The sequence below is a fragment of the Ruegeria sp. AF7 genome, assembly GCF_056541885.1.
This window is the reverse complement of the sequence record NZ_JBQFYX010000001.1, coordinates 212,179-234,477: the sequence shown is the minus strand read 5'-3', so window position 1 is coordinate 234,477 and position 22,299 is coordinate 212,179. Positions and strand designations below refer to the sequence as shown.

Genomic DNA, 22,299 nt, shown 5'->3' with positions numbered 1-22,299 from the left:
ACACGCGGCAAATACGTTGCACACTTTGGCGTGAGGTTAACCGGCAAGTTCGGCGCGATTTAGCGCACAATGTGACCAAAGTTCGTCCATCGCCTGTACCAGACGGTTCATTTCGTCAGGCCCATGCACCGGAGAAGGGGTAAAGCGCAGACGCTCGGTTCCGCGCGGAACGGTCGGGAAATTGATCGGTTGCACATAAATGCCGTAATCATCCAACAGCATATCGCTGAGCTTCTTGGTATGGACCGGGTTTCCAACGATCACGGGCACGATATGGCTTCCGTGGTCGATCAGCGGTAACCCCATCCCCTTCAACCGCAGCTTGAGGATTTTGGCCTGCGTCTGATGCTGCTCACGCAGTTCAGGTGCAGTTTTCAGGTAGGCAACCGATGCAGCAGCCCCGGCCGCAACCGCAGGTGGCAGGGACGTGGTAAAGATAAAGCCCGGCGCATATGACCGCACGGCGTCGCACATCTTGGCGCTGGCCGCGATATAGCCGCCCATCACGCCATAGGCTTTTGCCAGCGTGCCATTGATGATGTCGATCCGGTGGGCAAGGTTATCGCGCTCGGTCACACCGCCGCCGCGCGAGCCATACATGCCTACCGCGTGCACTTCGTCGATATAAGTCAGTGCGCCGAACTCATCTGCCAGATCGCAGATCTCTTCGATCGGACCAAAATCGCCGTCCATAGAATAAACCGACTCGAATACGATCAACTTGGGTGCGGCCGGATCGTCCGCTTCAAGCAGCTCGCGCAGATGCGCCACATCGTTGTGCCGGAAGATGCGCTTGGCCCCGCCATTCCGGCGCACGCCTTCGATCATCGAGGCATGGTTCAGCGCGTCAGAGTAGATGATCAGGCCCGGGAACAGTTTGGGCAGCGTGCTGAGCGTTGCGTCATTGGCGATATAGGCGCTGGTAAAAAGCAGCGCGGCTTCCTTGCCGTGAAGATCGGCCAGTTCAGCCTCAAGCCTTTTATGATAAACCGTGGTGCCCGAGATATTGCGCGTACCGCCTGAACCTGCACCGGCTGCATCAACAGCTTCGTGCATTGCATTCAGAACGACCGGGTTTTGCCCCATGCCCAGATAATCGTTGCCGCACCATACGGTGATGTTCTGCTGTGACCCGTCCGGACGTGTGCGCACCGCATGGGGAAAATACCCATTGCGACGTTCGATATCGATGAAGGTCCGGTAACGACCTTCATCATGCAGCCTGGCAATCGCTGAATCGAGCTGAGCAGTATAGTCCAAAGGACCCTCCTTGAACGCCCGTATCCGGTTTCCCATTGGGCGATATTTTCGCCACCTCCCACAGCTTACCCTGTTTCGGTGGCTTTGTGTTCCCTTATTCAGCTGGTTACAGCCGAAAAGGTGAACCCAACTTTGATTTGCATCAAATATAAGTTTGCACCCCATCCGACAAGTAAAGTTACGGCCATCGAACGCGTGGAAACGACGCAGGTCCCGCCTCCCTACCCAAAGCTTACACCGCCGGGCCGCAATTCGTGTCAACAACTCTGGACGGCGCCGACAACGCTGCTAGGGTTCGCGGGAACAAAAAACAGGCAGGAGCCCCCCATGTCGCTAGACGCCGTGTTGAACCGGATTGACGAAGATCTGCAAACCTCGATCGACCGCCTGATGGAACTGCTGCGCATCCCGTCGATCTCGACTGACCCCGCATACAAGGCCGAGGTCAGCCGCGCCGCGGACTGGCTGGTCGCCGATCTGAACAGCATCGGGATTGCGGCAGAGAAACGGGAAACACCGGGCCACCCGATGGTTGTTGGCCACGTGGGTGAGGACGCGACTGCGCCGCATTTCCTGTTTTATGGCCACTACGATGTGCAGCCGGTCGATCCGTTGAACCTGTGGAACCGGGATCCATTCGATCCCGCCATTGAGGACACCGAAACCGGACCGGTCATCCGCGGACGCGGAGCGTCAGACGACAAAGGCCAGCTAATGACTTTTGTCGAAGCCTGCCGCGCCTGGAAGGCCGTACACGGATCCTTGCCCTGCCGCATCACTTTCTTTTTCGAGGGCGAAGAAGAATCAGGCTCGCCCTCACTGGTTCCTTTCCTCAAGGAAAATGCCGCCGAACTCAAAGCGGATCTGGCGCTGGTCTGCGATACATCCATGGTATCACGCGGCGTTCCGTCGATTGCGGCGCAGTTGAGGGGCATGCTGAAGGACGAGTTTACCATTGTGGGGCCGCGCATCGACCTGCATTCCGGCCACTATGGCGGCCCGGGCCTGAATCCGCTGCGCGAACTGTCGAAAATCGTGACCTCTTTTTATGACGACGAAACCGGGCGGATCGCTGTCGACGGGTTCTACGAAGGCGTGCATGAAGTACCCGAAGACCAGTTGCGCCAATGGCAGAATTGCGGCTTCGACGAAGCGGATTATCTGAGTTCGGTCGGCTACACCCAGCCGCATGGCGAAAAGGGTTACTCCACCTTGGAGCAACAATGGGCACGACCAACGCTCGAAGTGAACGGGCTGTGGGGTGGTTATAACGGTGCGGGCTCCAAAACCGTTATTCCGTCCAAGGCCCATTGCAAAATCACCTGCCGTCTTGTTGGTGACATGGACCCGGACGCGCTGCGCGCCAAAATCCGCAAACATGTCGAGGATCAGCTATCCCCGGACGCCAAAGTGGTCTGGGATAACGATATGGAAGGGTCTCCCGCGTCGGTCATGAATATCACCCGCCCCGAATTCGAAGCCGCGCGCGGCGCGCTGTCGGATGAGTGGGACCGCGAGGCAGTGTTCACCGGCATGGGGGGATCAATCCCTGTTGTCGGCTATTTCAACACCGTTCTGGGGCTCGACTCGATGCTGGTTGGCTATGCAAACGAAGATGATGCCATCCATTCGCCGAACGAGAAATATGACGTGAAAAGCTTCCACAAGGGCATCCGGTCATGGGTGCGCATTCTGGATGCTTTGAACACATAGTTTTTTTGCGAGGCTCTGCCTCGCGCTCCGGGATATTTGCAGCCAGATGAATAATGGATCCCTGCTTCATCTGGCCCAAAATATCCCGGGGGAGGCGCGCGGCACGCGCGGCGGGGGCAGAGCCCCCCACCCGGCCGGGGCAAATACGCCGGTCTTACATATGGATCACGCGGCCATAGGCATCCAGCACACTTTCGTGCATCATCTCTGACAGTGTCGGGTGCGGGAAGACAGTGTTCATCAGGTCTTCTTCCGTTGTCTCCAGCTGGCGACCGACCACGTAACCCTGAATCAGTTCGGTAACTTCGGCACCGATCATGTGGGCGCCCAGCAACTCGCCTGTTTTGGCATCGAACACGGTTTTGATCAGCCCGTCAGGCTCACCCAAAGCGATGGCCTTGCCATTGCCGATAAAGGGGAAACGGCCGACTTTGATGTCGTAACCCAGCTCTTTGGCTTTTGCTTCGGTATATCCAACCGAGGCAACCTGAGGCTGGCAATAGGTGCATCCTGCGATGCTTTCGGGTTTGACCGGGTGCGCATGTTGACCCGCGATGAGGTCCGCGACCATGACACCTTCGTGGCTTGCTTTATGTGCAAGCCAGGGCGCGCCTGCGATGTCACCGATCGCATAAAGGCCCTCAACCCCGGTGCGGCAATACTCGTCCGTAACCACATGTGTCCGGTCGATCTTGACGCCCAGAGGTTCCAGACCAAGGTTTTCGATATTGCCAACGATCCCGACAGCCTTGATCACTGTGTCGAACTCTTGTTTCTCGACCTTGCCCTTTACCTCGATATGCGCGGTCACTTTCCCCTTGCCACGGTCCAGCTGCTTGACCATGGCTTTTTCCATGATGGTCATGCCCTGTTTGGTGAACGCCTTCTTGGCCAATGCGCTGATTTCGGCGTCTTCGACCGGCAACACCCGGTCCATCACCTCGACAACTGTGGTGTCTGCGCCCAGCGTATTGTAGAAGCTGGCAAACTCGATGCCGATCGCACCGGACCCGATGACGAGCAGTTTTTTCGGCATCCGCGGCGGTTGCAGCGCGTGCTTGTACGTCCAGACCAGATCGCCGTCAGCTTCAAGGCCCGGCAGTTCCCGCGCCCGTGCCCCGGTTGCGAGAATGATGTTCTTGGCGGTCAGTTCCTCGGTGCCTTTGTCGGTCTTGACGCTGACCTTGCCTTTTGCAGGGATCGTGGCCTGCCCCATTACAACGGCAACCTTGTTCTTCTTCAGCAGATGGCCAATGCCTCCTGACAGCTGCGCGGCCACGCCACGGGATCGTTTGACCACCGCGTCCAGATCATATCCGATCTTTTCGGCTTTCAGACCGAAATCCTTGGCGCGCTCCATCAGATGAAACACTTCGGACGACCGCAACAGCGCCTTGGTGGGAATACAGCCCCAGTTCAAGCAGATCCCCCCCAAATGCTCGCGCTCGACAACCGCGGTTTTCAAGCCCTGCTGGGCTGCGCGGATTGCAGCGACATAGCCGCCGGGGCCAGCCCCGATTACGATCAGATCATAGGATTGTGCAGCCATGTGTTCCTCTCGGCGCAGGAGTTGAAAATTTAGTTTACCATTAAACTATTATTCGGAACGCATCAATATACCGATCCCGCGACAAATAGGACGCAGGGTAAGCGATGCCTAAACTTGCGGAATTCAGCCTATACCCCGGGCCATGCAATGGCTAGAAAAGAAACGCCGACACCGGTCGGACCTATTCTTTTCTCAACCCATTCAAGGGGCTGACCATGGCCAAAACTCTGAAAGATCTGCTGCTTGCCCTGCTCAACGCCACATTGATACTTGTTGCGCTGTGCCTGTTTCTGGGCTGGAAACTGGCGTCGAAAGCCGAAAGCATCACTGCTGAAGTCTCGCAAACGGTTCAGGCCGTGGCCCCCCTCCGGGATGAGGCAAAGGGCATTCGGGACGAGCTTGCGGCGTTGCGGACTGATTTGACGGTACTTTTACAACAAGACACGTTGGCAGACAGCCAAGCCGCGCAAAACCTCCGGGCAACGCTGGGGCGCCTGAATACAGCAGAACAGAAGCTGCAAACGGTTCAGGAGCGGATTTCGGAACTTGCTGACACGCCAGAAGTGCTGATTGCGCAGGCGATCCAAACCGGTGCCGATATCGCGGCAGAACGCGTTTTGGCATTGCGGGGATGTACACCGGAGTCATAAAGCGCAGCCGCGACCAAAGCGCGGTTGCGGCTTCGCGCTCAGCCCGTTGCCTGTAGTTCGCGCACGGTCGTGCCGTACCCGCCCATATCGACATAGGCAGTTTCATGCGGGGTCGAGCTGCGGGACAGCGCCGCGTTCCGATACGGGAAACGACCGAACTTGCGGATCACCTCGCGATGCGCTCTGGCGTGCAGAAGGTTGCTTGCGTCACTGCTCATGTTTTGGCAGATCAGACGCACACAGCGTTCCTGATCACACAGGTTTTCCGAGTGCATCATGGGCAGGTAAAAGAACTGTCTGGCCGGTTCGTCAATCTTTTTGTCCCAGCCTTTGTCGACCGCACATTTCGCTGCCGCCAAAGCCGCGCGATCGGTCGAGAAGGCACGCGCCTCCCCCCGGAACATGTTGCGCGGGAACTGATCTGTCAGGATGATATAGGCAAGCGCCCCACTGGGATAAGTCAGCCAGAGCGAGAACCGACCCGCTGCCGCTGCTTCCCAAGTTGACTGAAACCGCGCCCGAATGTCTGCATCCAGCGCCTCATCTTCAAGATACCAACCCTTAGGGCCAACTTCATCTAACCAAAAACTCAATACTTCTTCAGGCGTTACCATTGCCTTAAACTCCGTCAATTGCCCGCGCCCCAGACGTAACGTCATTTAAGTCCCTTTTACAGAACTGTTACAGTAACATATTGCAACACAACCGACATAATTCCGTGTCTCAAGCGGTTTCGCGCGAACCCTCTTCGAACTCGGCTTCTGCCGCCTCTATCGCAACTTCCTGTGCAACCTCGAATGCAACGGGCGATGCGGTTGGATAAAGCGTCGACATGGTGCTGGTTTCATCAACAGGAATGGCTGCACGCTGGGTCATCCGGTAGACCGAATAGGCGGCCAACGCGACAAGCAACACGGCGATGATCAGGAAAAAGCCCGGCGGGCCAAACACTGCATCCCCCATCAGCCAACCTGTGATAACAGGTCCGGTAATTGCCCCAAGGCCGTTGATAAAGATCAGGCCGCCGGATGCCGCGGCCATATCTTCGTATTCCAGAAAATCGTTGGTGTGCGCAATCAGCAATGAATACAAAGGGTTGGTCATTCCGCCGATCACAAAAGCAGACGCCAGAAGGATTTCGAAGGAAAAGCCATAAAGCATACCACTGACGGCGCCAACAGCCCCGGTTGCCGCAACCAACAGGATCAGGAAACGCCTGTCCATCCGGTCGGAAAACCAGCCCAGCGGGTATTGCAGGACAATTGCCCCAACATAGAACGCCGCCACAAATGCCGAGATTTCAACCAAGGACAATCCGGCCTGAGCCCCATAAACCGCCGACATCCCGAACTGCGCCGAAAACACGCCCCCCAGCAGGAACATGCCGACACACCCCAGCGGAGAGCTTTTCATCAACTCCCGCAGCGTCATCGGCTTGGTAGTATCGAACGCCGGAGTTGGTGAGATCGACAGCAAAATCGGTGCGAAAGAAACCGAAACAAGGATCGAGGCGATCACGAATGTTTCGTACCCGGCCGGGTCGCCCAACAGGAAAAGGCCCTGCGCGCCGATGATACCCAACATCTGAACGATCATGTAAAGCGACAGGGCCTGTCCGCGGTTTTCATTATTGGCTGCATTGTTGAGCCAGCTTTCCGCAGTGACGTAAACGCCCGAGAAACAGAACCCGATCACCACGCGCCCCAGAACCCAGGCAATCGGGTCTGCCAGCATCGGATACATGATCATCACGGCGGAAATGAAAGACGCCAGTGCCGCAAAGACCCGCACATGGCCAACACGCCGGATCATCTCGGGCGCAAGCCGTGAACCGCCCAGAAAACCAACGAAATAAGCTGACATTACAAAAGACATCTCAAGGGTCGAAAATCCCTCAAGCTGCCCACGAACACCCAGGATCGTGCCCTGAAGGCCGTTTCCGACCATCAGCAACCCCATGCCGAGCAACAATGCCCATGCGCTGGACAGAACCTGAATCATTTGGGCCTCCGATAGGTGCCAACCTTGTTTGAGTTTTGTTCTGCGATCAAAGACCGCTTCCATCGCGCTTGTCTACGACATTCCCTGTCGGTGATGCCGTATGCGCGCCTATCCGGGGATCAAAAGCGACGCATCGCCATAAGAAAAGAACCGGTAATTCTGCGCGATGGCATGGGCGTAAATATCACGCATCCGGTCCTGACCCATCAACGCCGAAACCAGCATCAGCAACGTGGATTTCGGCAGATGAAAATTTGTCATCAGCGCATCGGTAACGTGAAACCGGAAACCGGGATAGATGAAGATATCGGTGTCACCTTCCCACGGTTCGATCGTGCCCGAACGCGCAGCACTTTCGATCAGGCGCAGGGCAGTGGTGCCCACCGGGATGACACGCCCGCCAGCAGCTTTGGTGGCCTGTATCTCGGCGACAGCCTCGGCGCTGACCTGCCCCCATTCGGCATGCATCTTGTGGGTTGTCACATCCTCGACCTTGACCGGCAGGAAGGTTCCGGCGCCAACATGCAGGGTCACATGTGTGACGGCGACACCCCGTTCCGACAAAGCCTGCATCAGGGCATCGTCAAAATGCAACGAGGCGGTCGGCGCTGCCACCGCACCGGACTTGCGGGCCCAGATGGTCTGATAATCCGTCTTGTCCTGCTCATCGGCCGGACGTTTGGCGGCGATATAGGGCGGCAACGGCATCGCACCGGCCTGATCCAGCGCCTTGTCGAAATCCTGACCGCTGAGATTGAAGCGCAAAAAGGCCTGCCCGTCTTTCACCCGATCCAGCGTCGCGCTCAGATCGGCCGAAAACACGATCTCTTCCCCCGGCTTCACTTTCTTCAGCGGCTTGATGAGCGCAGACCAGGTGCCATCGGCCTGCGGATCCAGCAGAGTGGCCTCGACCCCGGCGGAAACCGGGCCTTGCGCACTGTCCCTGTGGCGCCGCCCGTTCAGGCGCGCCGGGATAACGCGCGTGTCGTTCAGCACCAGCCGGTCGCCCGGCCGCAGAAAATCGGGCAGATCGAACACGTGGCTGTCCACTGTAGCACCCCCCTGCGCCACAAGCAGGCGCGCAGAGGATCGCGGGCTGGCAGGCCGCGTGGCAATCAGGTCGTCGGGCAGGTCAAAATCAAAATCGCTGAGCTTCATGACCGCGCCTTACAACCCCACAAAAGATTCGGCCATATCCCGTCAGCGGTCACTGGGAGGAGAGCCAAATGTCGGTTTCGGCTCGTCAGGTTCCACCGGCGCAGCATTGGGGCCGTCCGAGACCGTTGGCGCAGGCTGACGCAAGAGATCACGCAGAAACAGGGGCGCCAGACCGGACAGAGGGTTCACCGCGACTTTGGGCGAGGATATCGGCCCGGTCAGCGTGTAATTGAACCCAATGACGCCTTCACCCTTGCGGGTAAACACGCTGCCAACGGCATTGAGAAGGTAAATTGGTGAAATCGCCCCCCGCAGGTTCAGCAGGCTGTTCACGGTGTCGATTGTGCCATCAAACGAAAGCCCCATTGACGGGCCAACAGCGCTGCCACTCAGCACTTTGATGTCAGTGGGCGATATCCTCATGCGGCTGTCAATCGCCGAAAAGAAGATCCCCTGCCCGGCCATCTCGTCCAGCAGACCAACAAGGCTGATCGCGTTCAGGATCGCGGCCATGGCCGGGGCATCGGTGATCCGCGTATTTACGATTTTCAGGATCACGTCGTAACTGCCGGGCGCAGCCACCGGTTCAAGCTTGAGGTCCAGATCACCGCCGCGCGCCTGCGTCAGAACCCCGGCTGATCGCAAAACGGCCCCCGCGTCTTTCGACGTCAGGTCAACGGCGCTTCGATTTCCCCGCGGGGTCACTTGACCGGCAACAGCCGCTCCGCCGTTCACCCGCGCTGTGAAAGTGCCATTTACGCCACCGGTTGTCTGGAACGCCCCCCGGAAACCTGTCAGCGCGACAGTTTCGGTGACCTGAAGACGGTCCAGTGCCACGTCCAGATTCGGCCCGGGGGCCCCGCCGCCACCCGATCCTCCGCTGCTTTCCCCGAAGTTTGCACGCCCCATGTTCAGCACTCCGCCTAAGACGCGGATATCCGGGACAGCAGCCCCCCGCCCGATCAGTTCCGCCGGAACCGCCAGCCAGTCCCCCAGATCGAACGAGCTGAACTGGACACGGTCATATTCACCGTTTTCGTGAAAGGAAATGGATGCGGTTGTGCGCAGTCCCGCTGCGTTGATCCGCAGGTCGTCCACTTTCAGCTGCGCGCCCAACGTCGCGTCGGCAGTCAGCGATCCTTTGGTGTTCGCCGCCTTGCGCCAGCCGAGTTCAGGGATGGCAAGTGCGACGCCCTGAAGGTCCGAAACAACAGACAGTTTCGGAGGTGCCCCAGCGCCCAGGCCCAGTGTAATATCGGCAACCCCTTTGCCCGTCAGCATCCCCGGCGGCAGGCCAGCCCTGATCTCATCCATCAGACGCGGGGACAGTTCGATCTGGCCGGTCAAGGTGCTGCGCTGTTCGGTTTCGCCGTCAATAGGCTGCTGCCAAAGTGCTTCTAGCGGAACATCACCGAACTGCCCCAGTCCCTGAATCTGAACACCCGACTGATTGCCGGAAATATTCAGCATCGGGGCAATTACAGAAAATCCCGGTACCAGACGGTCACTGGACAGATTGGCCAGCGTTCCGTTGAAGTGAAATTCGGTATCCTGAAACTTCAGCTCTTTTATCAACGGCAGAGACAGCGTTCCGGTCAACGCAACCGTGCCTGTGGCAACGTCAACGGGCAACCCGGCCTTGCTCAGCAATTCCAGCGGTGGTCGGTCCAGCAGCGACAACGCAGAGGTCACGCTGCCCCTTGCCTGAATACGCGCGATGCCGGGTGCGGATTTCTTGATATCCGTGTCAGGTATGATGAAGGACGTCCCCGCGGCATCCACACTCCCCCCGTCATCGGCGACCACCACCCCCTGCTGCGCGGTGACCGTAAACCGGCTGTCGATCAGACTGGCCTGACCTTGTGCATCTTCGATCGGCGGCAGGGTCTTTGCAAAGCGAACCTTGGCTTGCTCGAACCCGAAATCAAGATACAGGTCCGGTTTGGAACCGGGCTCCAGACGCAGGGCGAAATCCATGTCCGACAAAACCCCCTGATAGAGGTTTTCCGTCACCCATTCCCGCGGCTTCGGTGCCAGACGCTCGGGCCAGTAGCTCAGAACATTGTCCGAGCTCATCTGATCCAGATGGGCATCCAGCGCCACAGCCCAGCCATCGGGACGCCCGTGCAATACCCCGAAGGCGCGCACGGTGTGGCCCGGATCCTCGATGGTCATTTGGCCAAGGCGCAGCTGGAACGGGTTGAACGCCATCTTGAAATCCACGCTGGCGCGCGACAGCTGAATCGGCTCTGGGAACAGGTTCGCCGGGTTCACATTGATCCCGGACAAGCGCAACTGCGTCTCCAGACTGTCCAGCACACCATCCTCAGCCCCTTGCAGAAACGCCTTACCATCGGCCTGAACCTCGCCCCAGGCCGACACCACCGACACCTCATTGAAGTCCAGCATCTGGGCTTTCGGGTCATAGGTGAAATACGTGCGGGCAGATTCGAAAGGAACCGGGCGCGTTTCCGGGTTGGGCTGCACCGCCCCGGCCCCCAGATTGAGGGTTGCGAACACGGTTCCTGTGGCCCCGTTTTCATCGACACTGCCGCGCAAGGCCCCTGAAATCGGTGCGCGCAGAACCTGCAACCAGGCAAGGGCGGGGCTTTGGCCTGCTATGTCCTCGGCCGGAAGATCGGTGACCGAGATGCCAAAGCTGGCGGCAAGCGTGCCCAGTACGCTGGTATAGTTGGCCTCGATACTGCTGACATAGTCACGCCCCGACAGAACCGAAAACCCGGTCGCAAGCCGCACTTCGTTGCCACTGCGGTTCGCCTGAATATGCCCACCGTCCAGAACCCACGACCGCCCCTGTCGCAGGTCGCGGTAATCCAGGGTGATCGCATCAAATTCGACCGAGGTCAGTGCCGACAGGATCGGAGACTGAAACACCTCGTCCGAGGCCTCGATTAGCTGTGCAAGGTTCGGCGCTTCCTGAACCGGCGCGCTGCCGGATCCTACGGTCAGGGTCAGCGCTCCGTCCTGATCGCGGGTCATGGCGATCTGCGCGCCACTCAGAATGATGCGCTTGGGCCGGACCTGACCGCGCAGCAAGGGGCGCATGGCCAGGCTGGCGCGCATGTCGGAAACCTGCGCAATCTGCTGGCCTGCCGCGTCACTGATGGCAACATCGGTCAGCCGCAGACGGGGGCGCCAGCCTTCGTGGATGATGAAACTGGCGTCTCCAAACCGGATTTGCAGCCCGCCCAGCGCCCGTTCCAGCCGTGCTTCGACCCTATCGCGCAGCCAGACAGGTGCGTGCATCCTCTGCCCCAAGACCATGAAACCGGTGAACATCGCCAGAAGCACCAGCACAATGGCCCCACGCATGGCCCACAGACCAGCGGTGCGGCGGCGCGACCGACGGCGCACGGGCTTGCCCGGCTTTTCTTCGTCGTCGTCTTCGTGCTGCTTCAATTTGCTATCCACGCCTTCCAACCCGCACGCGTTGCCCTATGATGATGGGCAGCCTTTAAAAACCTTTAGCGGAGTTTCCAATGCCCGACGTTTCAGACATCGCCCCCGACTTCACTTTGCCGCGCGACGGCGGTGGCGAGGTGACGCTTTCGGCGTTGCGCGGTGGCACCGTGGTTTTGTTCTTCTATCCCCGTGATGATACGCCGGGCTGCACCAAGGAATCCATCGGTTTCTCAGAGCAGCTTCAGGCGTTTACCGAGGCAGGGGCTCACGTTTTCGGCATTTCGCGGGACAGCGTCGCCAAGCATGACAAGTTTGTCGCCAAACACGGGTTGACCACTCCGCTCTTGTCGGACGAAGGCTCGACCGTCTGCGAGGACTATGGCGTATGGGTTGAAAAGAACATGTATGGCCGGAAATCGATGGGGATCGAGCGATCGACCTTTGTCATTGATAGCGAAGGACGTATTGCCAAGGTCTGGCGCAAGGTCAAGGTGCCCGGCCACGTGGAAGAGGTGCTGGAAGCGGTGAAGGCGCTCTAAGCCCCCCTCGACCTGCCGCGCCATCCGGTCTATCACCCGCGCTGACATGCCTAAGGCGGAGCGACCCGGTGCCCAAAACACTGACACAGATGGCGACAGAGGTTCTGACAACAGCGGACGGGCGGGCCAAAACCGCCCTGTCCAAAGCCCATGCCGCCGCGTGGTTTACCTCCCGCAAGGCCGAGGGTGAGCCGATCGAGATCGGCACCGCATCACCGCCCCTGTCCCCCGCGCGCCCGGACAAGCCCGCGCTGTTGTCTCCGCGCGAAGTACCCAAACGGAAACCGGGTACCGAGGCCGGGCGCATTGCCCTGCTACACGCGGTTGCCCATATCGAGCTGAACGCCGTCGATCTGCACTGGGACATCATCGCGCGCTTTGGCCATGTACCCATGCCCATCGGGTTCTATGATGACTGGGTGAAATGCGCCGAAGAAGAATCGCGCCATTTCGAGATGGTCTGCGATTGTCTGGAACAGATGGGCAGCCACTATGGCGCCCTGCCCGCCCATGCTGGCATGTGGCGCGCCGCCGAAGATACAGCCGAAGATCTGATGGGGCGGCTGGCCGTTGTGCCTATGGTGCTTGAGGCGCGTGGGCTGGATGTCACTCCCGGCATGATCGAGATATTCCGCAAGGCCAAGGCCGCGCAGGCCATCGCCGCGCTCGAAGTGATATATGCCGAAGAAGTCGGCCACGTCGCTTACGGCTCAAAATGGTTCCACTTCCTGTGTGGCCGCGAAAACGCCGACCCCAAGGACGTGTTTCACGCGCTGGTCCGGCGGTACTTCCACGGTGTTCTCAAGCCCCCCTTCAACGAAGAAAAACGGGCCGAAGCCGGGTTGCCCCCCGATTTCTACTGGCCCCTGACCGAAGACCTGCCCGCGCCCGGAGACCTCTCGAACTGACACTTCTGCGTTATTTTCGGCAAAATCTCGCCGATCTTTGCGGGATTTCAGCGCCATTTGCACCTGATTGGTCAACAAACTTGCCCGAACGCCCCTGCCGCTTTATGCAATCGGCGCAAGGGACGGCAGGCACTCACGACCGGTTCCGATCTTGGGGATGAAAGGTAGGGCGCGTGCGAACACGTCTGGCAATAAAACTGCACTCACTGCTTGAGAGGCATTTCCCGGAACGCCGGGTCTTTCTGAAATCCGACACAGACACAAAATTTATCCGGCTCAGTTCGGAAACTCAGGTCGTCGCAGTGGCCGGCGTTGCCGTCATGGTCGGATGGACAGCGGTTGCGACAGCCATATTGTTGATGGACAGCATCGGGGCCGGGAATTTCCGGGAACAGGCAAAGCGCGATCAGGCCATCTATCAGGAACGCCTGAACACCCTGTCGGCAGAACGCGATTCCCGTGCGCATGAGGCACTGGCCGCTCAGGACCGATTCAATGCCGCGCTGGACCAGATTTCCGCGATGCAGTCGGAACTGCTGGCCTCGGAAAACCGTCGCCGCGAGCTTGAGACAGGTATTGAAGTCATCCAGACGACATTGCGCGCCACGATGAAACAGCGCGAGGAGGCGCGCTCAGAGCTGGCCCAATTGAAACAGGACACCAGCGGATCCGATATGTATGCCGCGGTTTCCAGCGCCCCGGTGCAGATGGCCTTTATGACGGACGCCTTGGCGCGAACCGCCAAAGAACGCGACCTGATCGCCACCAACGCGCAGGACGCGTTGGAACAGCGGGACGACCTGGAACTGGAAATCCGTCTGATGCAGGAACGCAGCGACGAGATTTTCCGCCAGCTGGAAGAGGCGATGGTCATCTCGGTCGAACCTCTGGACAAGATGTTCCGAGAGGCCGGAATGCCGACAGATCGCATCATCGAAGAGGTCCGGCGCGGATATAGCGGTATGGGCGGTCCGCTGACCCCTTTATCCCTTAGCACACGCGGCGAAGAAGACGAGCTTTCGCCCGAAGAAGTCCGCGCAAACACGTTGCTGCGCCAGATGGATCAGCTGAACCTGTACCGGATTGCTGCGGAAAAGGCCCCCTTCGCCAATCCCGTACATTCTGCCGTGCGTTTCACCAGTGGCTACGGCAACCGGCGTGACCCCAAGTCCGGTGGTCGCCGGCAGCATAACGGTGTCGATTTTGCAGGACCGCAAGGCACCGATATATTCGCGACCGCTGATGGTGTGGTCACGCATGCCGGCTGGCAATCAGGCTTCGGACGCCTTGTGAAAATCAAGCACGCGTTCGGAATTGAGACACTTTATGCTCATAACACCAAGATCAACGTAAAGGTCGGCCAAAGGGTCTCGCGCGGGGATCATATTGCTGATATGGGTAGCACCGGACGGTCCACCGGCACGCATCTGCACTATGAGGTGCGCGTGAACGGAAATCCCGTAAACCCAATGACTTACATCAAGGCTGCGAAAAATGTTTTCTAAAAGCAAAATCAACGAGCCCGCACCCAAAGCACCTGAGGCGGCCAAACCTGCCGCTCCGGCGACCCCAGCGGCCCCTGCTCCGGCTGACGCGAAACCTGCAATGGCACCCAAGCCCAAGCCGCCGGCCTCGGTCCTGTCCTCGGATCTGCACATCACCGGCAACATCAAGACCAGCGGTGACATTCAGGTGGAAGGCACTGTCGAAGGCGACATCCGCGCCCATCTGCTGACCATTGGTGAATCGGCAACGATCAAGGGCGAAGTCACCGCAGATGACGTTGTGATCAACGGTCGCATCGTTGGCCGCGTGCGTGGTCTCAAGGTTCGCCTGACATCGACGGCCCGGGTCGAAGGCGACATCATCCACAAGACCATTGCCATCGAAAGCGGCGCGCATTTCGAAGGCTCGGTTCAGCGTCAGGACGACCCCCTCAACCCTGGCCGCAGTGCCAAAGCCGGATCGAACCCGGCGGCAGAAGTCAAACAGTAAGCAGACTGCATTTCTTGTCAGGACGCCGTGGGGCAACCCGTGGCGTCTTTTCTTTTGCGTGACCGTTTGGGGTCGGGATTCCCGTTTTCGTCCCTTTCTGATCGCGCTACAGTCGATCCATGTTGCTTTTTCTGACGGTTGTCGCGCTGATCGCTGGCGCTGCGGCCTTTCACTTCTGGTCTAAAAGACAATCCCGCCTGACCTTGCTGGCCACGTCGCTGTCCCAGCACCAGCGCGATATTGTGAGCGCTCAGGTGCCGATAATCCGGAAACTGCCCAAAGACTTGCGCGGGGCGCTGGAAGGAAAGATCAACCTGTTCCTTGATCAGGTCGATTTCGTCGGCTGCGACGGGCTGGACGTCACCGAAGACATGCAGGTGTCGATTGCCGCGCAAGCCTGTCTGCTCGTGGTGAATACGGACCAGTGGTACGACAACCTGACGACCATTCTGGTTTACCCCGGTGCCTTCAAATCAAAACAGCGCCGTCACAGTGGCTATGTCGTCACCGAACAGGAAATCATCCGCAGCGGGGAAAGCTGGAACCGCGGCCCCGTGATCCTGTCCTGGGCCCACAGCCAGCGCGGTGCCCTGAATGATCACGATGGCCGGAACGTCGTCTTTCACGAGTTCGCGCACCAGCTTGATGACCTCTCGGGCGCAACCAATGGTGTTCCCGTGCTCAGCAATGGCCAAAGCTTTGGCGAGTGGGAAACCGCCTTTCTGAACGGTTACAAGGCACATGTTCATGCCGTGGAAAACGGAAAACCTACAGTGATCGATCCCTACGGCGCGGAAGGGCACGAAGAATTCTTTGCCGTTTCAGTCGAAGTGTTCTTTGAACGGCCGAAGGAACTGAAATCCTCTGACCCGGCAATCTATGAACAGCTGTCAAAGCTTTTTCATCTTGATCCCGCTCTATGGCACAGGGGTCAGTTCTGACCCGATTGAGGAAGCGTCGTAAAAATTTCCCCGTTCGCAACAATTTAACATAAGCTAATTCTTGAATTACGGTTAACCTCATTATTGGGCGGAGGATTTTCTATGTCATCGAAACTACTTGCCGAGTTCTTCGGCACGTTCTGGTTGGTTCTGGGGGGGTGCGGCAGTGCCGTTCTGGCGGCAGGTGTGGCAGATGTCGGCATCGGTTGGCTTGGTGTTTCCTTTGCCTTTGGCCTTACCGTTTTGACGATGGCTTACACGGTGGGCCCAATCTCGGGCGGGCATTTCAACCCGGCGGTCAGTTTGGGCCTGATGATTGGAGGACGGTTTCCGGCCAAAGACCTTCTGCCTTATTGGGTTGCACAGGTCATTGGCGCAATTGCCGCCGCAGTGGTTCTGTACCTGATCGTCAGCGGGGCACCCGATTTCGCTGGTGTCGGTGGGTTCGCGTCAAACGGGTATGGTGAGGCCTCACCACAGGGATATTCGTTGATGTCGGCTTTGATCATCGAAATCGTGATGACCGCTTTCTTCATTCTGATCATTCTGGGCGCGACGTCGGACAAGGCACCCGCAGGGTTCGCTCCGATTGCCATCGGTCTGGCGCTGACCCTGATCCACCTGATCTCAATCCCGGTGACGAATACCTCCGTCAACCCGGCGCGCTCAACCGGCGTTGCCCTGTTTGCCGACGGCCCTGCACTGGCTCAGCTCTGGCTGTTCTGGGTAGCCCCCCTGATTGGCGGCGCAATCGGTGCCTTGATCTGGAAAGCAATGTCCTCGGATGACTGATCCGCGCGGGAAAGGTAATTATCCCGTTTATTGAAAAACACGGTATCCTTCCGCTTAACCTGGCTTGGTTACGGCCTTTGGTTCAACGGGAGGATACAATGAAGACATTAACCACAGCATTTTTTCTAAGCTGCGCCGCGACGGCAGGCTGGGCCGAAGACAAATGGCTGAGCATCCCGCAAGCCCCCCAGATGCCCGCCGCCACCGAAGCGGGCACGGCAGAGATCAACGGCATCGACATGTATTACGCCACGTATGGCGATGCGGGCGGCACCCCGGTTCTGATGATCCACGGTGGGCTTGCCCATGGCGATGTCTGGGCCGCGCAGGTTGCCGACCTGTCCCAGGACCACAGGGTAATCGTGGCGGATACGCGCGGGCACGGACGGTCCACCAACGATGGCAGCCCCTATTCCTACGCGTTGTTGTCGCAGGATTATCTGGCGCTGCTGGATCATCTGGGTGTCGATCAGGTGCATCTGGTCGGCTGGTCCGATGGGGCAAATATCGGGTATTCAATCTCGACCACCAACCCGGATCGGCTGGCCAGTCACTTTGCCCATGCAGGCAATGTCACGCTGGACGGGATCGATCCTTCGGTGGAAACCAACGAGGTGTTTGGCACTTACGTGGGCATGATGGCCCAAGATTATGCGGCCATGTCCCCCACTCCTGACGGGTTTGAGGCATTTCTTGGTGGGGTTGCCGCCATGTGGGGCACCGAAAAACCCGGTGGGCTCGGGGCGCTGTCATCGATCACCGTCCCGACACTCGTGGTTCAAGGCGCACATGACGAGGCCATTCTGATGGCGCATTCGCAAGCAATTGCTGACGCGATCCCCGAAGCCAAATTGCTTGTTCTGGAAGATGTCAGCCACTTCGCATCTTTTCAGGATCCCGGTGGCTATACCCGTGCCATCCGTGATTTCATCGACCAATAGGCCAAAGAAAAAGCCCGGCGCTTGAGCCGGGCTAAATCATCTTATTCGGTAACGGTGACTTTTTTCATCATATCCGGTGCACCGATGATCGCACCATTCTGACCTTCGCCCCGCTTGATCGCGTCGACCACATCCATACCGTCGGTCACCTGACCAACCACGGTATACTGGCCGTCCAGAAACGGGCCGGGGGCGAACATGATGAAGAACTGCGAATTGGCCGAATCCGGATCGCTGGACCGGGCCATGCCGACAACACCCCTGTCAAAACTCACGTCCGAGAACTCGGCCGGCAGATCCGCGCGATCCGACCCGCCGCGCCCGGCATAGCGCATGTCGAAGCCGTCCGCGCCCGAGTTGCCGTATTGCACGTCGCCGGTTTGCGCCATGAAGCCATCGATTACGCGATGAAACACGACGCCGTCATACTGACCGTCAGCAGCCAGAGCGGTGATCTGTTCCACATGCTGGGGTGCCACATCTTCGAACAGGTCGATCGAGATTGTGCCATTGGCCCCTTCCCCTTCGACCTCGATCTGCAAACCGCTGGCCAGCGCCGGGCTTGCCAGCAGGGCAAAAGCCGCAGCCAGTTTATGCATCTGCGGCCACCTTGACGCTGATCATGCGGTCCGGGCTTGCAGGCGGCTCGCCGCGTACAATCGCATCGACGTGCTCCATCCCGTCGATGACCCGGCCATAGACCGTGTACTGACCGTTCAGGAAGTGATTGTCCTTGAAGTTGATGAAGAACTGCGAATTGGCCGAATCCGGGTTCTGCGAGCGCGCCGCGCCCAGCGTGCCGCGATCATGGGGCAGCTTGGAAAATTCTGCCGGAACATTCGGCAGTGACGAACCGCCGGTGCCCGCCATGCGCAGGTTGAACCCGTCTTCCATATCACCATGCTGCACGTCGCCGGTTTGTGCCATGAAACCGTCGATCACACGGTGAAACGCCACGTTGTCATATTCACCGCCACGGGCCAGTTCCTTCATCCGCGCACTGTGCAACGGCGCTACATCCGGCAGCAGCTCGATGACGACATTGCCGCCTTTCAGCTCGATGATGATTGTGTTTTCGGGGTCTTTGATCTCGGCCATGAGGCCCTCCTGTCGTTTATCTTGCGCAAATACCTATGACGCACGCGTGCGAATGCCAAGTGACGCATTGACCTGAGGGCAAAATGCAGGAAAAGAACCGCCTAAATCGGTTGCCAACGACAAGGATCGCACAATGGGCTGGAAAACACTGGACGATATGGACCTGAACGGCAAACGCGTGCTGGTGCGTGTGGATATCAACGTGCCCGTGGTTGACGGTGTTGTGACCGACGCCACCCGTATCCAAAGGATCGTCCCCTCGGTGCGCGATATTCTGGCCGCTGGCGGCAAACCGATCCTTCTGGCCCATTTTGGCCGTCCCGGTGGCGAACGGCGTGAAAGCCTGTCACTGAAACAACTGGTCCCGACTTTGGAAAGCGCTTTTGGTGCCAAGGTTCTGTTTGCCGCCGATTGCGTCGGGGCCGAGGCGGAACTGGCCGCTGGTGCCTTGCAGCCCGGCCAGGTCCTGCTGCTGGAAAACACGCGCTTTCACGCGGCCGAAACCAAGAACGACGCCGGTCTGGCCGCTGGCATGGCCAAGCTGGGGGATATTTATTGCAACGATGCGTTTTCAGCCGCGCACCGCGCCCACAGCTCGACCGAGGCCATCGCCCGTCTGCTGCCCGCCTGTGCGGGCCGCCTGATGCAGGCCGAGTTGCAGGCGCTGGAAAGCGCGCTGGGTGCGCCCAAGCGACCGGTAACGGCGGTTGTCGGCGGCGCCAAGGTCTCGACCAAGCTGGAACTGCTGGGCAACCTGATCGACAAGGTCGATTATCTGGTGATCGGTGGCGGTATGGCAAACACATTCCTTGTCGCCCAAGGTATCAGCGTTGGCAAATCACTGGCTGAAACCGCAATGAAGGACACCGCCGCCGAAATTCTGGCCAAGGCCGAAAGCTCGGGCTGCCAGATCGTCCTGCCGCGTGACGTTGTAGTGGCCGAGAAATTCGAGGCCAACGCACCCCACAAGGTTCTGCCCACCGATCAATGCCCCGAGGATGGCATGATCCTGGACGCGGGCCCTGAAAGCGTCGCCGCGATTACCGCGATTTTCGACAAAAGCCAGACCCTGATCTGGAACGGCCCGCTGGGCGCGTTCGAACTGGAGCCGTTCGACGCGGCCACCAATGCCGCGGCCCTGAAAGCCGCGGCCCTCAGCCGGTCGGGTCAGCTGATTTCGGTCGCAGGTGGCGGTGACACGGTTGCGGCGCTGAACGCGTCGGGGGCGGCCAAGGATTTCACCTATATCTCGACCGCAGGCGGTGCGTTCCTTGAATGGATGGAAGGCAAAACCCTGCCCGGTGTCGCTGCGCTGGAACAATAAGTGACGCTGACCGCATTTGGCCGCTTGTCAGGGTTCATGGTATTATCCCCTATTTGAATGGGGGATTATACCATGAGGTCATTATACCTGCTCATCCTTCTCGCAATGCCGTGGCCTGCAACAGCACAATCCAGTTGCGGTGGCCAGACACAGCTTGATGCAAATTTCTGTGCCAAGGAACAATGGGAAGCCGTTGACCGCGACCTCAACCGGTTGTGGAAACAGATCAAGCCGGTCGCTGATGCACGTGGCAACGGCGATGCCCTTCTGGCGGAACAACGTGCGTGGCTAAAGGCGCGGGACGCCACCTGCGACAAGGAACTATCCGGCGGCGGCAGCGCTGCGCCCATGTTCTACTGGACCTGTATGAAAGAGCAGACGGTCGCAAGAAATCAGCAGCTTCAGTCCTGGCGCTGAGCTTTAACCGGGACGCACACGAAATACTGATGAAAAAACCGAATCAGGGGATTCACAACCCGAATCGCCTGTGACATAGTGCGATCAGAGGCTCGGAAAGAGCCCGTTATTGAGGCAAGTTTTCATACGGCGGTAAACAGAGTGTCCCGTTCCCATCGGCCCGGTTTGGGTGCAGTTCTCTTCTTCTCGGTGGCTTTCATGCTGGGTGTGTATTTCACCTTTGCCGCTGTTCAAGGGGATTACGGCCTGTTCCGGCGGGTCGAAATTGCGGCGGAACGGGACGCTCTGTCACGCAGTCTGGAAAAACTGAATGTCGAAATCGCCGAGATGGAAAACCTGACACGGCGTCTGTCCGACACCTATCTGGATCTGGACCTGCTGGACCAGCAGGCGCGCTCGGTTCTGGGCATGATCCGGTCGGACGAAATCGTGATCCGCTGATCAAGTACCCTATTCAGAAAAGGCAACTCAGGCCCGGCGTTTCGGCCGGGATGCGCCGTGGCGAACGCTGCGTCACATTTACCCTCGCCAGAAAGCCCCAAATGCTTTATGAGATAGTTTAACGCTAAACTATCTGTCCGAAAGGGGGAGATCGCCACGATGGCTGCGCGAAAAACCACAAAGAAACCAAATGTTTCTGCGGAAGAACTCCAGACATACTACCGCGAGATGCTGCTGATCCGCCGATTCGAGGAAAAGGCCGGTCAGCTTTATGGTATGGGCCTGATCGGCGGGTTCTGCCACCTTTATATCGGACAAGAGGCCGTTGTTGTCGGGCTTGAGGCCGCAGCAGAGGAAGGCGACAAGCGCATCACCTCGTATCGCGACCACGGTCACATGCTGGCCTGTGGCATGGATCCGGGCGGCGTGATGGCCGAACTGACCGGGCGCATCGGTGGCCTGTCCAAAGGCAAGGGCGGCTCGATGCACATGTTTTCGAAAGAAAAGCACTTCTACGGCGGGCACGGTATCGTCGGCGCGCAGGTTCCGCTGGGCGCGGGGCTGGCTTTTGCCGACAAGTACAAGGAAAACGGCCGCGTGACCTTCACCTATTTCGGGGACGGTGCCGCGAACCAGGGTCAGGTGTATGAGACCTTCAACATGGCGGCCATCTGGGGTTTGCCGGTGATTTTCGTGATCGAGAACAACCAATACGCCATGGGCACCGCTCAGTCCCGTTCGACCTCGACCAAGGACATCTTCCATCGCGGCGAAGCCTTCGGCATTCCGGGCGAGATCGTCAATGGCATGGATGTGCTGGCGGTCAAGGAAGCAGGCGAAAAGGCTGTCGCGCACTGCCGCGCGGGCAAAGGCCCCTATATCCTGGAAATCAAGACCTACCGCTATCGCGGCCACTCGATGTCCGACCCGGCCAAGTACCGGACCCGCGAAGAGGTTCAGAAGGTCCGCGAACAAAGCGACCCGATCGAACATGTGCGCGAGTTGCTGCTGACCGGCAAGCACGCGACCGAGGATGACCTGAAAGCGATCGACAAGGAAATCAAGGAGATCGTCAATCAGGCCGCCGAATTCTCGAAAGAAAGCCCCGAGCCTTCGGTCGAAGAGCTCTGGACTGACATTTACGCCTGA

General features: G+C 58.8%; 21 protein-coding genes. 13 read left to right on the top strand and 8 right to left on the bottom strand.

Annotated features, from left to right (window positions below):
- Positions 1–36: 36 nt before the first annotated feature.
- Positions 37–1,260, bottom strand: coding sequence for a 5-aminolevulinate synthase (gene hemA, locus ACR0AP_RS01190; RefSeq protein WP_480480456.1), 1,224 nt, complete (start codon positions 1,258–1,260; stop codon positions 37–39).
- A 327-nt stretch (positions 1,261–1,587) separates the two neighbouring features.
- On the opposite strand from hemA, the gene ACR0AP_RS01185 reads away from it, so the two are divergent.
- On the top strand, positions 1,588–2,973 hold the full coding sequence (locus ACR0AP_RS01185; protein ID WP_480504780.1) for a M20/M25/M40 family metallo-hydrolase: 1,386 nt from the start codon (positions 1,588–1,590) through the stop codon (positions 2,971–2,973).
- A 154-nt stretch (positions 2,974–3,127) separates the two neighbouring features.
- Here the strand turns inward: ACR0AP_RS01185 and lpdA are convergent, their stop codons facing one another.
- On the bottom strand, positions 3,128–4,522 hold the full coding sequence (gene lpdA / locus ACR0AP_RS01180; RefSeq protein ID WP_480504778.1) for a dihydrolipoyl dehydrogenase: 1,395 nt from the start codon (positions 4,520–4,522) through the stop codon (positions 3,128–3,130).
- A 215-nt stretch (positions 4,523–4,737) separates the two neighbouring features.
- Here lpdA and ACR0AP_RS01175 point away from each other — a divergent pair, with 215 nt between their 5' ends.
- A complete protein-coding gene (locus ACR0AP_RS01175; RefSeq protein WP_480504776.1) occupies positions 4,738–5,172 on the top strand; it encodes a hypothetical protein in 435 nt (144 codons plus the stop codon).
- A gap of 38 nt (positions 5,173–5,210) precedes the next feature.
- On the opposite strand, the gene ACR0AP_RS01170 is transcribed toward ACR0AP_RS01175, so the two are convergent.
- The 4 genes from ACR0AP_RS01170 to ACR0AP_RS01155 all read right to left on the bottom strand — a co-directional run bounded on the left by ACR0AP_RS01170 (position 5,211) and on the right by ACR0AP_RS01155 (position 11,751).
- Positions 5,211–5,786, bottom strand: coding sequence for a DUF924 family protein (locus ACR0AP_RS01170; RefSeq protein WP_209504864.1), 576 nt, complete (start codon positions 5,784–5,786; stop codon positions 5,211–5,213).
- Between the two features lie 109 nt (positions 5,787–5,895).
- Complete coding sequence (locus ACR0AP_RS01165; protein ID WP_480504774.1) at positions 5,896–7,173, bottom strand: MFS transporter; 1,278 nt, start codon at positions 7,171–7,173, stop codon at positions 5,896–5,898.
- 108 nt (positions 7,174–7,281) lie between these two features.
- Positions 7,282–8,331: a tRNA preQ1(34) S-adenosylmethionine ribosyltransferase-isomerase QueA gene (gene queA, locus ACR0AP_RS01160; protein ID WP_480504772.1), complete on the bottom strand. Its 1,050-nt coding sequence runs from the start codon at positions 8,329–8,331 to the stop codon at positions 7,282–7,284.
- 42 nt (positions 8,332–8,373) lie between these two features.
- On the bottom strand, positions 8,374–11,751 hold the full coding sequence (locus ACR0AP_RS01155) for a YhdP family protein (RefSeq protein ID WP_480504770.1): 3,378 nt from the start codon (positions 11,749–11,751) through the stop codon (positions 8,374–8,376).
- Between the two features lie 80 nt (positions 11,752–11,831).
- Here ACR0AP_RS01155 and ACR0AP_RS01150 point away from each other — a divergent pair, with 80 nt between their 5' ends.
- From ACR0AP_RS01150 to ACR0AP_RS01120, 7 genes are all read left to right on the top strand, one after another.
- The gene (locus tag ACR0AP_RS01150; RefSeq protein WP_480504768.1) at positions 11,832–12,293 is read left to right on the top strand and encodes a peroxiredoxin; all 462 of its coding nucleotides are present in this window, start codon (positions 11,832–11,834) and stop codon (positions 12,291–12,293) included.
- A gap of 89 nt (positions 12,294–12,382) precedes the next feature.
- Positions 12,383–13,201 (top strand): ferritin-like domain-containing protein, encoded by an 819-nt coding sequence (locus ACR0AP_RS01145; protein WP_480505790.1) that lies wholly within the window; start codon positions 12,383–12,385, stop codon positions 13,199–13,201.
- Between the two features lie 173 nt (positions 13,202–13,374).
- Entirely contained in the window at positions 13,375–14,706 is a 1,332-nt protein-coding gene (locus ACR0AP_RS01140) for a DUF5930 domain-containing protein (RefSeq protein ID WP_480504766.1), read from the top strand.
- Positions 14,696–15,196: a bactofilin family protein gene (locus ACR0AP_RS01135; RefSeq protein WP_209596778.1), complete on the top strand. Its 501-nt coding sequence runs from the start codon at positions 14,696–14,698 to the stop codon at positions 15,194–15,196. Before ACR0AP_RS01140 ends, ACR0AP_RS01135 begins: the two co-directional genes overlap by 11 nt.
- A 119-nt stretch (positions 15,197–15,315) precedes the next feature.
- Entirely contained in the window at positions 15,316–16,137 is an 822-nt protein-coding gene (locus ACR0AP_RS01130; protein ID WP_480504764.1) for a M90 family metallopeptidase, read from the top strand.
- Positions 16,138–16,239: 102 nt separating this feature from the next.
- Positions 16,240–16,929 carry an aquaporin Z gene (aqpZ, locus tag ACR0AP_RS01125; protein WP_209503607.1) on the top strand — a complete coding sequence of 230 codons (690 nt, stop codon included), beginning with the start codon at positions 16,240–16,242 and terminating at the stop codon, positions 16,927–16,929.
- Positions 16,930–17,027: 98 nt separating this feature from the next.
- Positions 17,028–17,870: an alpha/beta fold hydrolase gene (locus ACR0AP_RS01120; protein ID WP_480504762.1), complete on the top strand. Its 843-nt coding sequence runs from the start codon at positions 17,028–17,030 to the stop codon at positions 17,868–17,870.
- A 41-nt stretch (positions 17,871–17,911) separates the two neighbouring features.
- Here ACR0AP_RS01120 and ACR0AP_RS01115 read toward each other — a convergent pair whose 3' ends face one another.
- Positions 17,912–18,469: a peptidylprolyl isomerase gene (locus ACR0AP_RS01115; protein ID WP_480504760.1), complete on the bottom strand. Its 558-nt coding sequence runs from the start codon at positions 18,467–18,469 to the stop codon at positions 17,912–17,914.
- A complete protein-coding gene (locus ACR0AP_RS01110; RefSeq protein ID WP_209503601.1) occupies positions 18,462–18,968 on the bottom strand; it encodes a peptidylprolyl isomerase in 507 nt (168 codons plus the stop codon). The genes ACR0AP_RS01115 and ACR0AP_RS01110 overlap by 8 nt, the downstream gene beginning before the upstream one ends.
- Positions 18,969–19,101: 133 nt before the next feature.
- Here ACR0AP_RS01110 and ACR0AP_RS01105 point away from each other — a divergent pair, with 133 nt between their 5' ends.
- From ACR0AP_RS01105 to pdhA, 4 genes are all read left to right on the top strand, one after another.
- Positions 19,102–20,292: a phosphoglycerate kinase gene (locus tag ACR0AP_RS01105; RefSeq protein ID WP_480504758.1), complete on the top strand. Its 1,191-nt coding sequence runs from the start codon at positions 19,102–19,104 to the stop codon at positions 20,290–20,292.
- A 72-nt stretch (positions 20,293–20,364) separates the two neighbouring features.
- On the top strand, positions 20,365–20,709 hold the full coding sequence (locus tag ACR0AP_RS01100; RefSeq protein WP_209503597.1) for a lysozyme inhibitor LprI family protein: 345 nt from the start codon (positions 20,365–20,367) through the stop codon (positions 20,707–20,709).
- Positions 20,710–20,850: 141 nt separating this feature from the next.
- The gene (locus ACR0AP_RS01095; protein ID WP_209503595.1) at positions 20,851–21,150 is read left to right on the top strand and encodes an FtsB family cell division protein; all 300 of its coding nucleotides are present in this window, start codon (positions 20,851–20,853) and stop codon (positions 21,148–21,150) included.
- 159 nt (positions 21,151–21,309) lie between these two features.
- Complete coding sequence (gene pdhA / locus ACR0AP_RS01090; protein ID WP_209503593.1) at positions 21,310–22,299, top strand: pyruvate dehydrogenase (acetyl-transferring) E1 component subunit alpha; 990 nt, start codon at positions 21,310–21,312, stop codon at positions 22,297–22,299.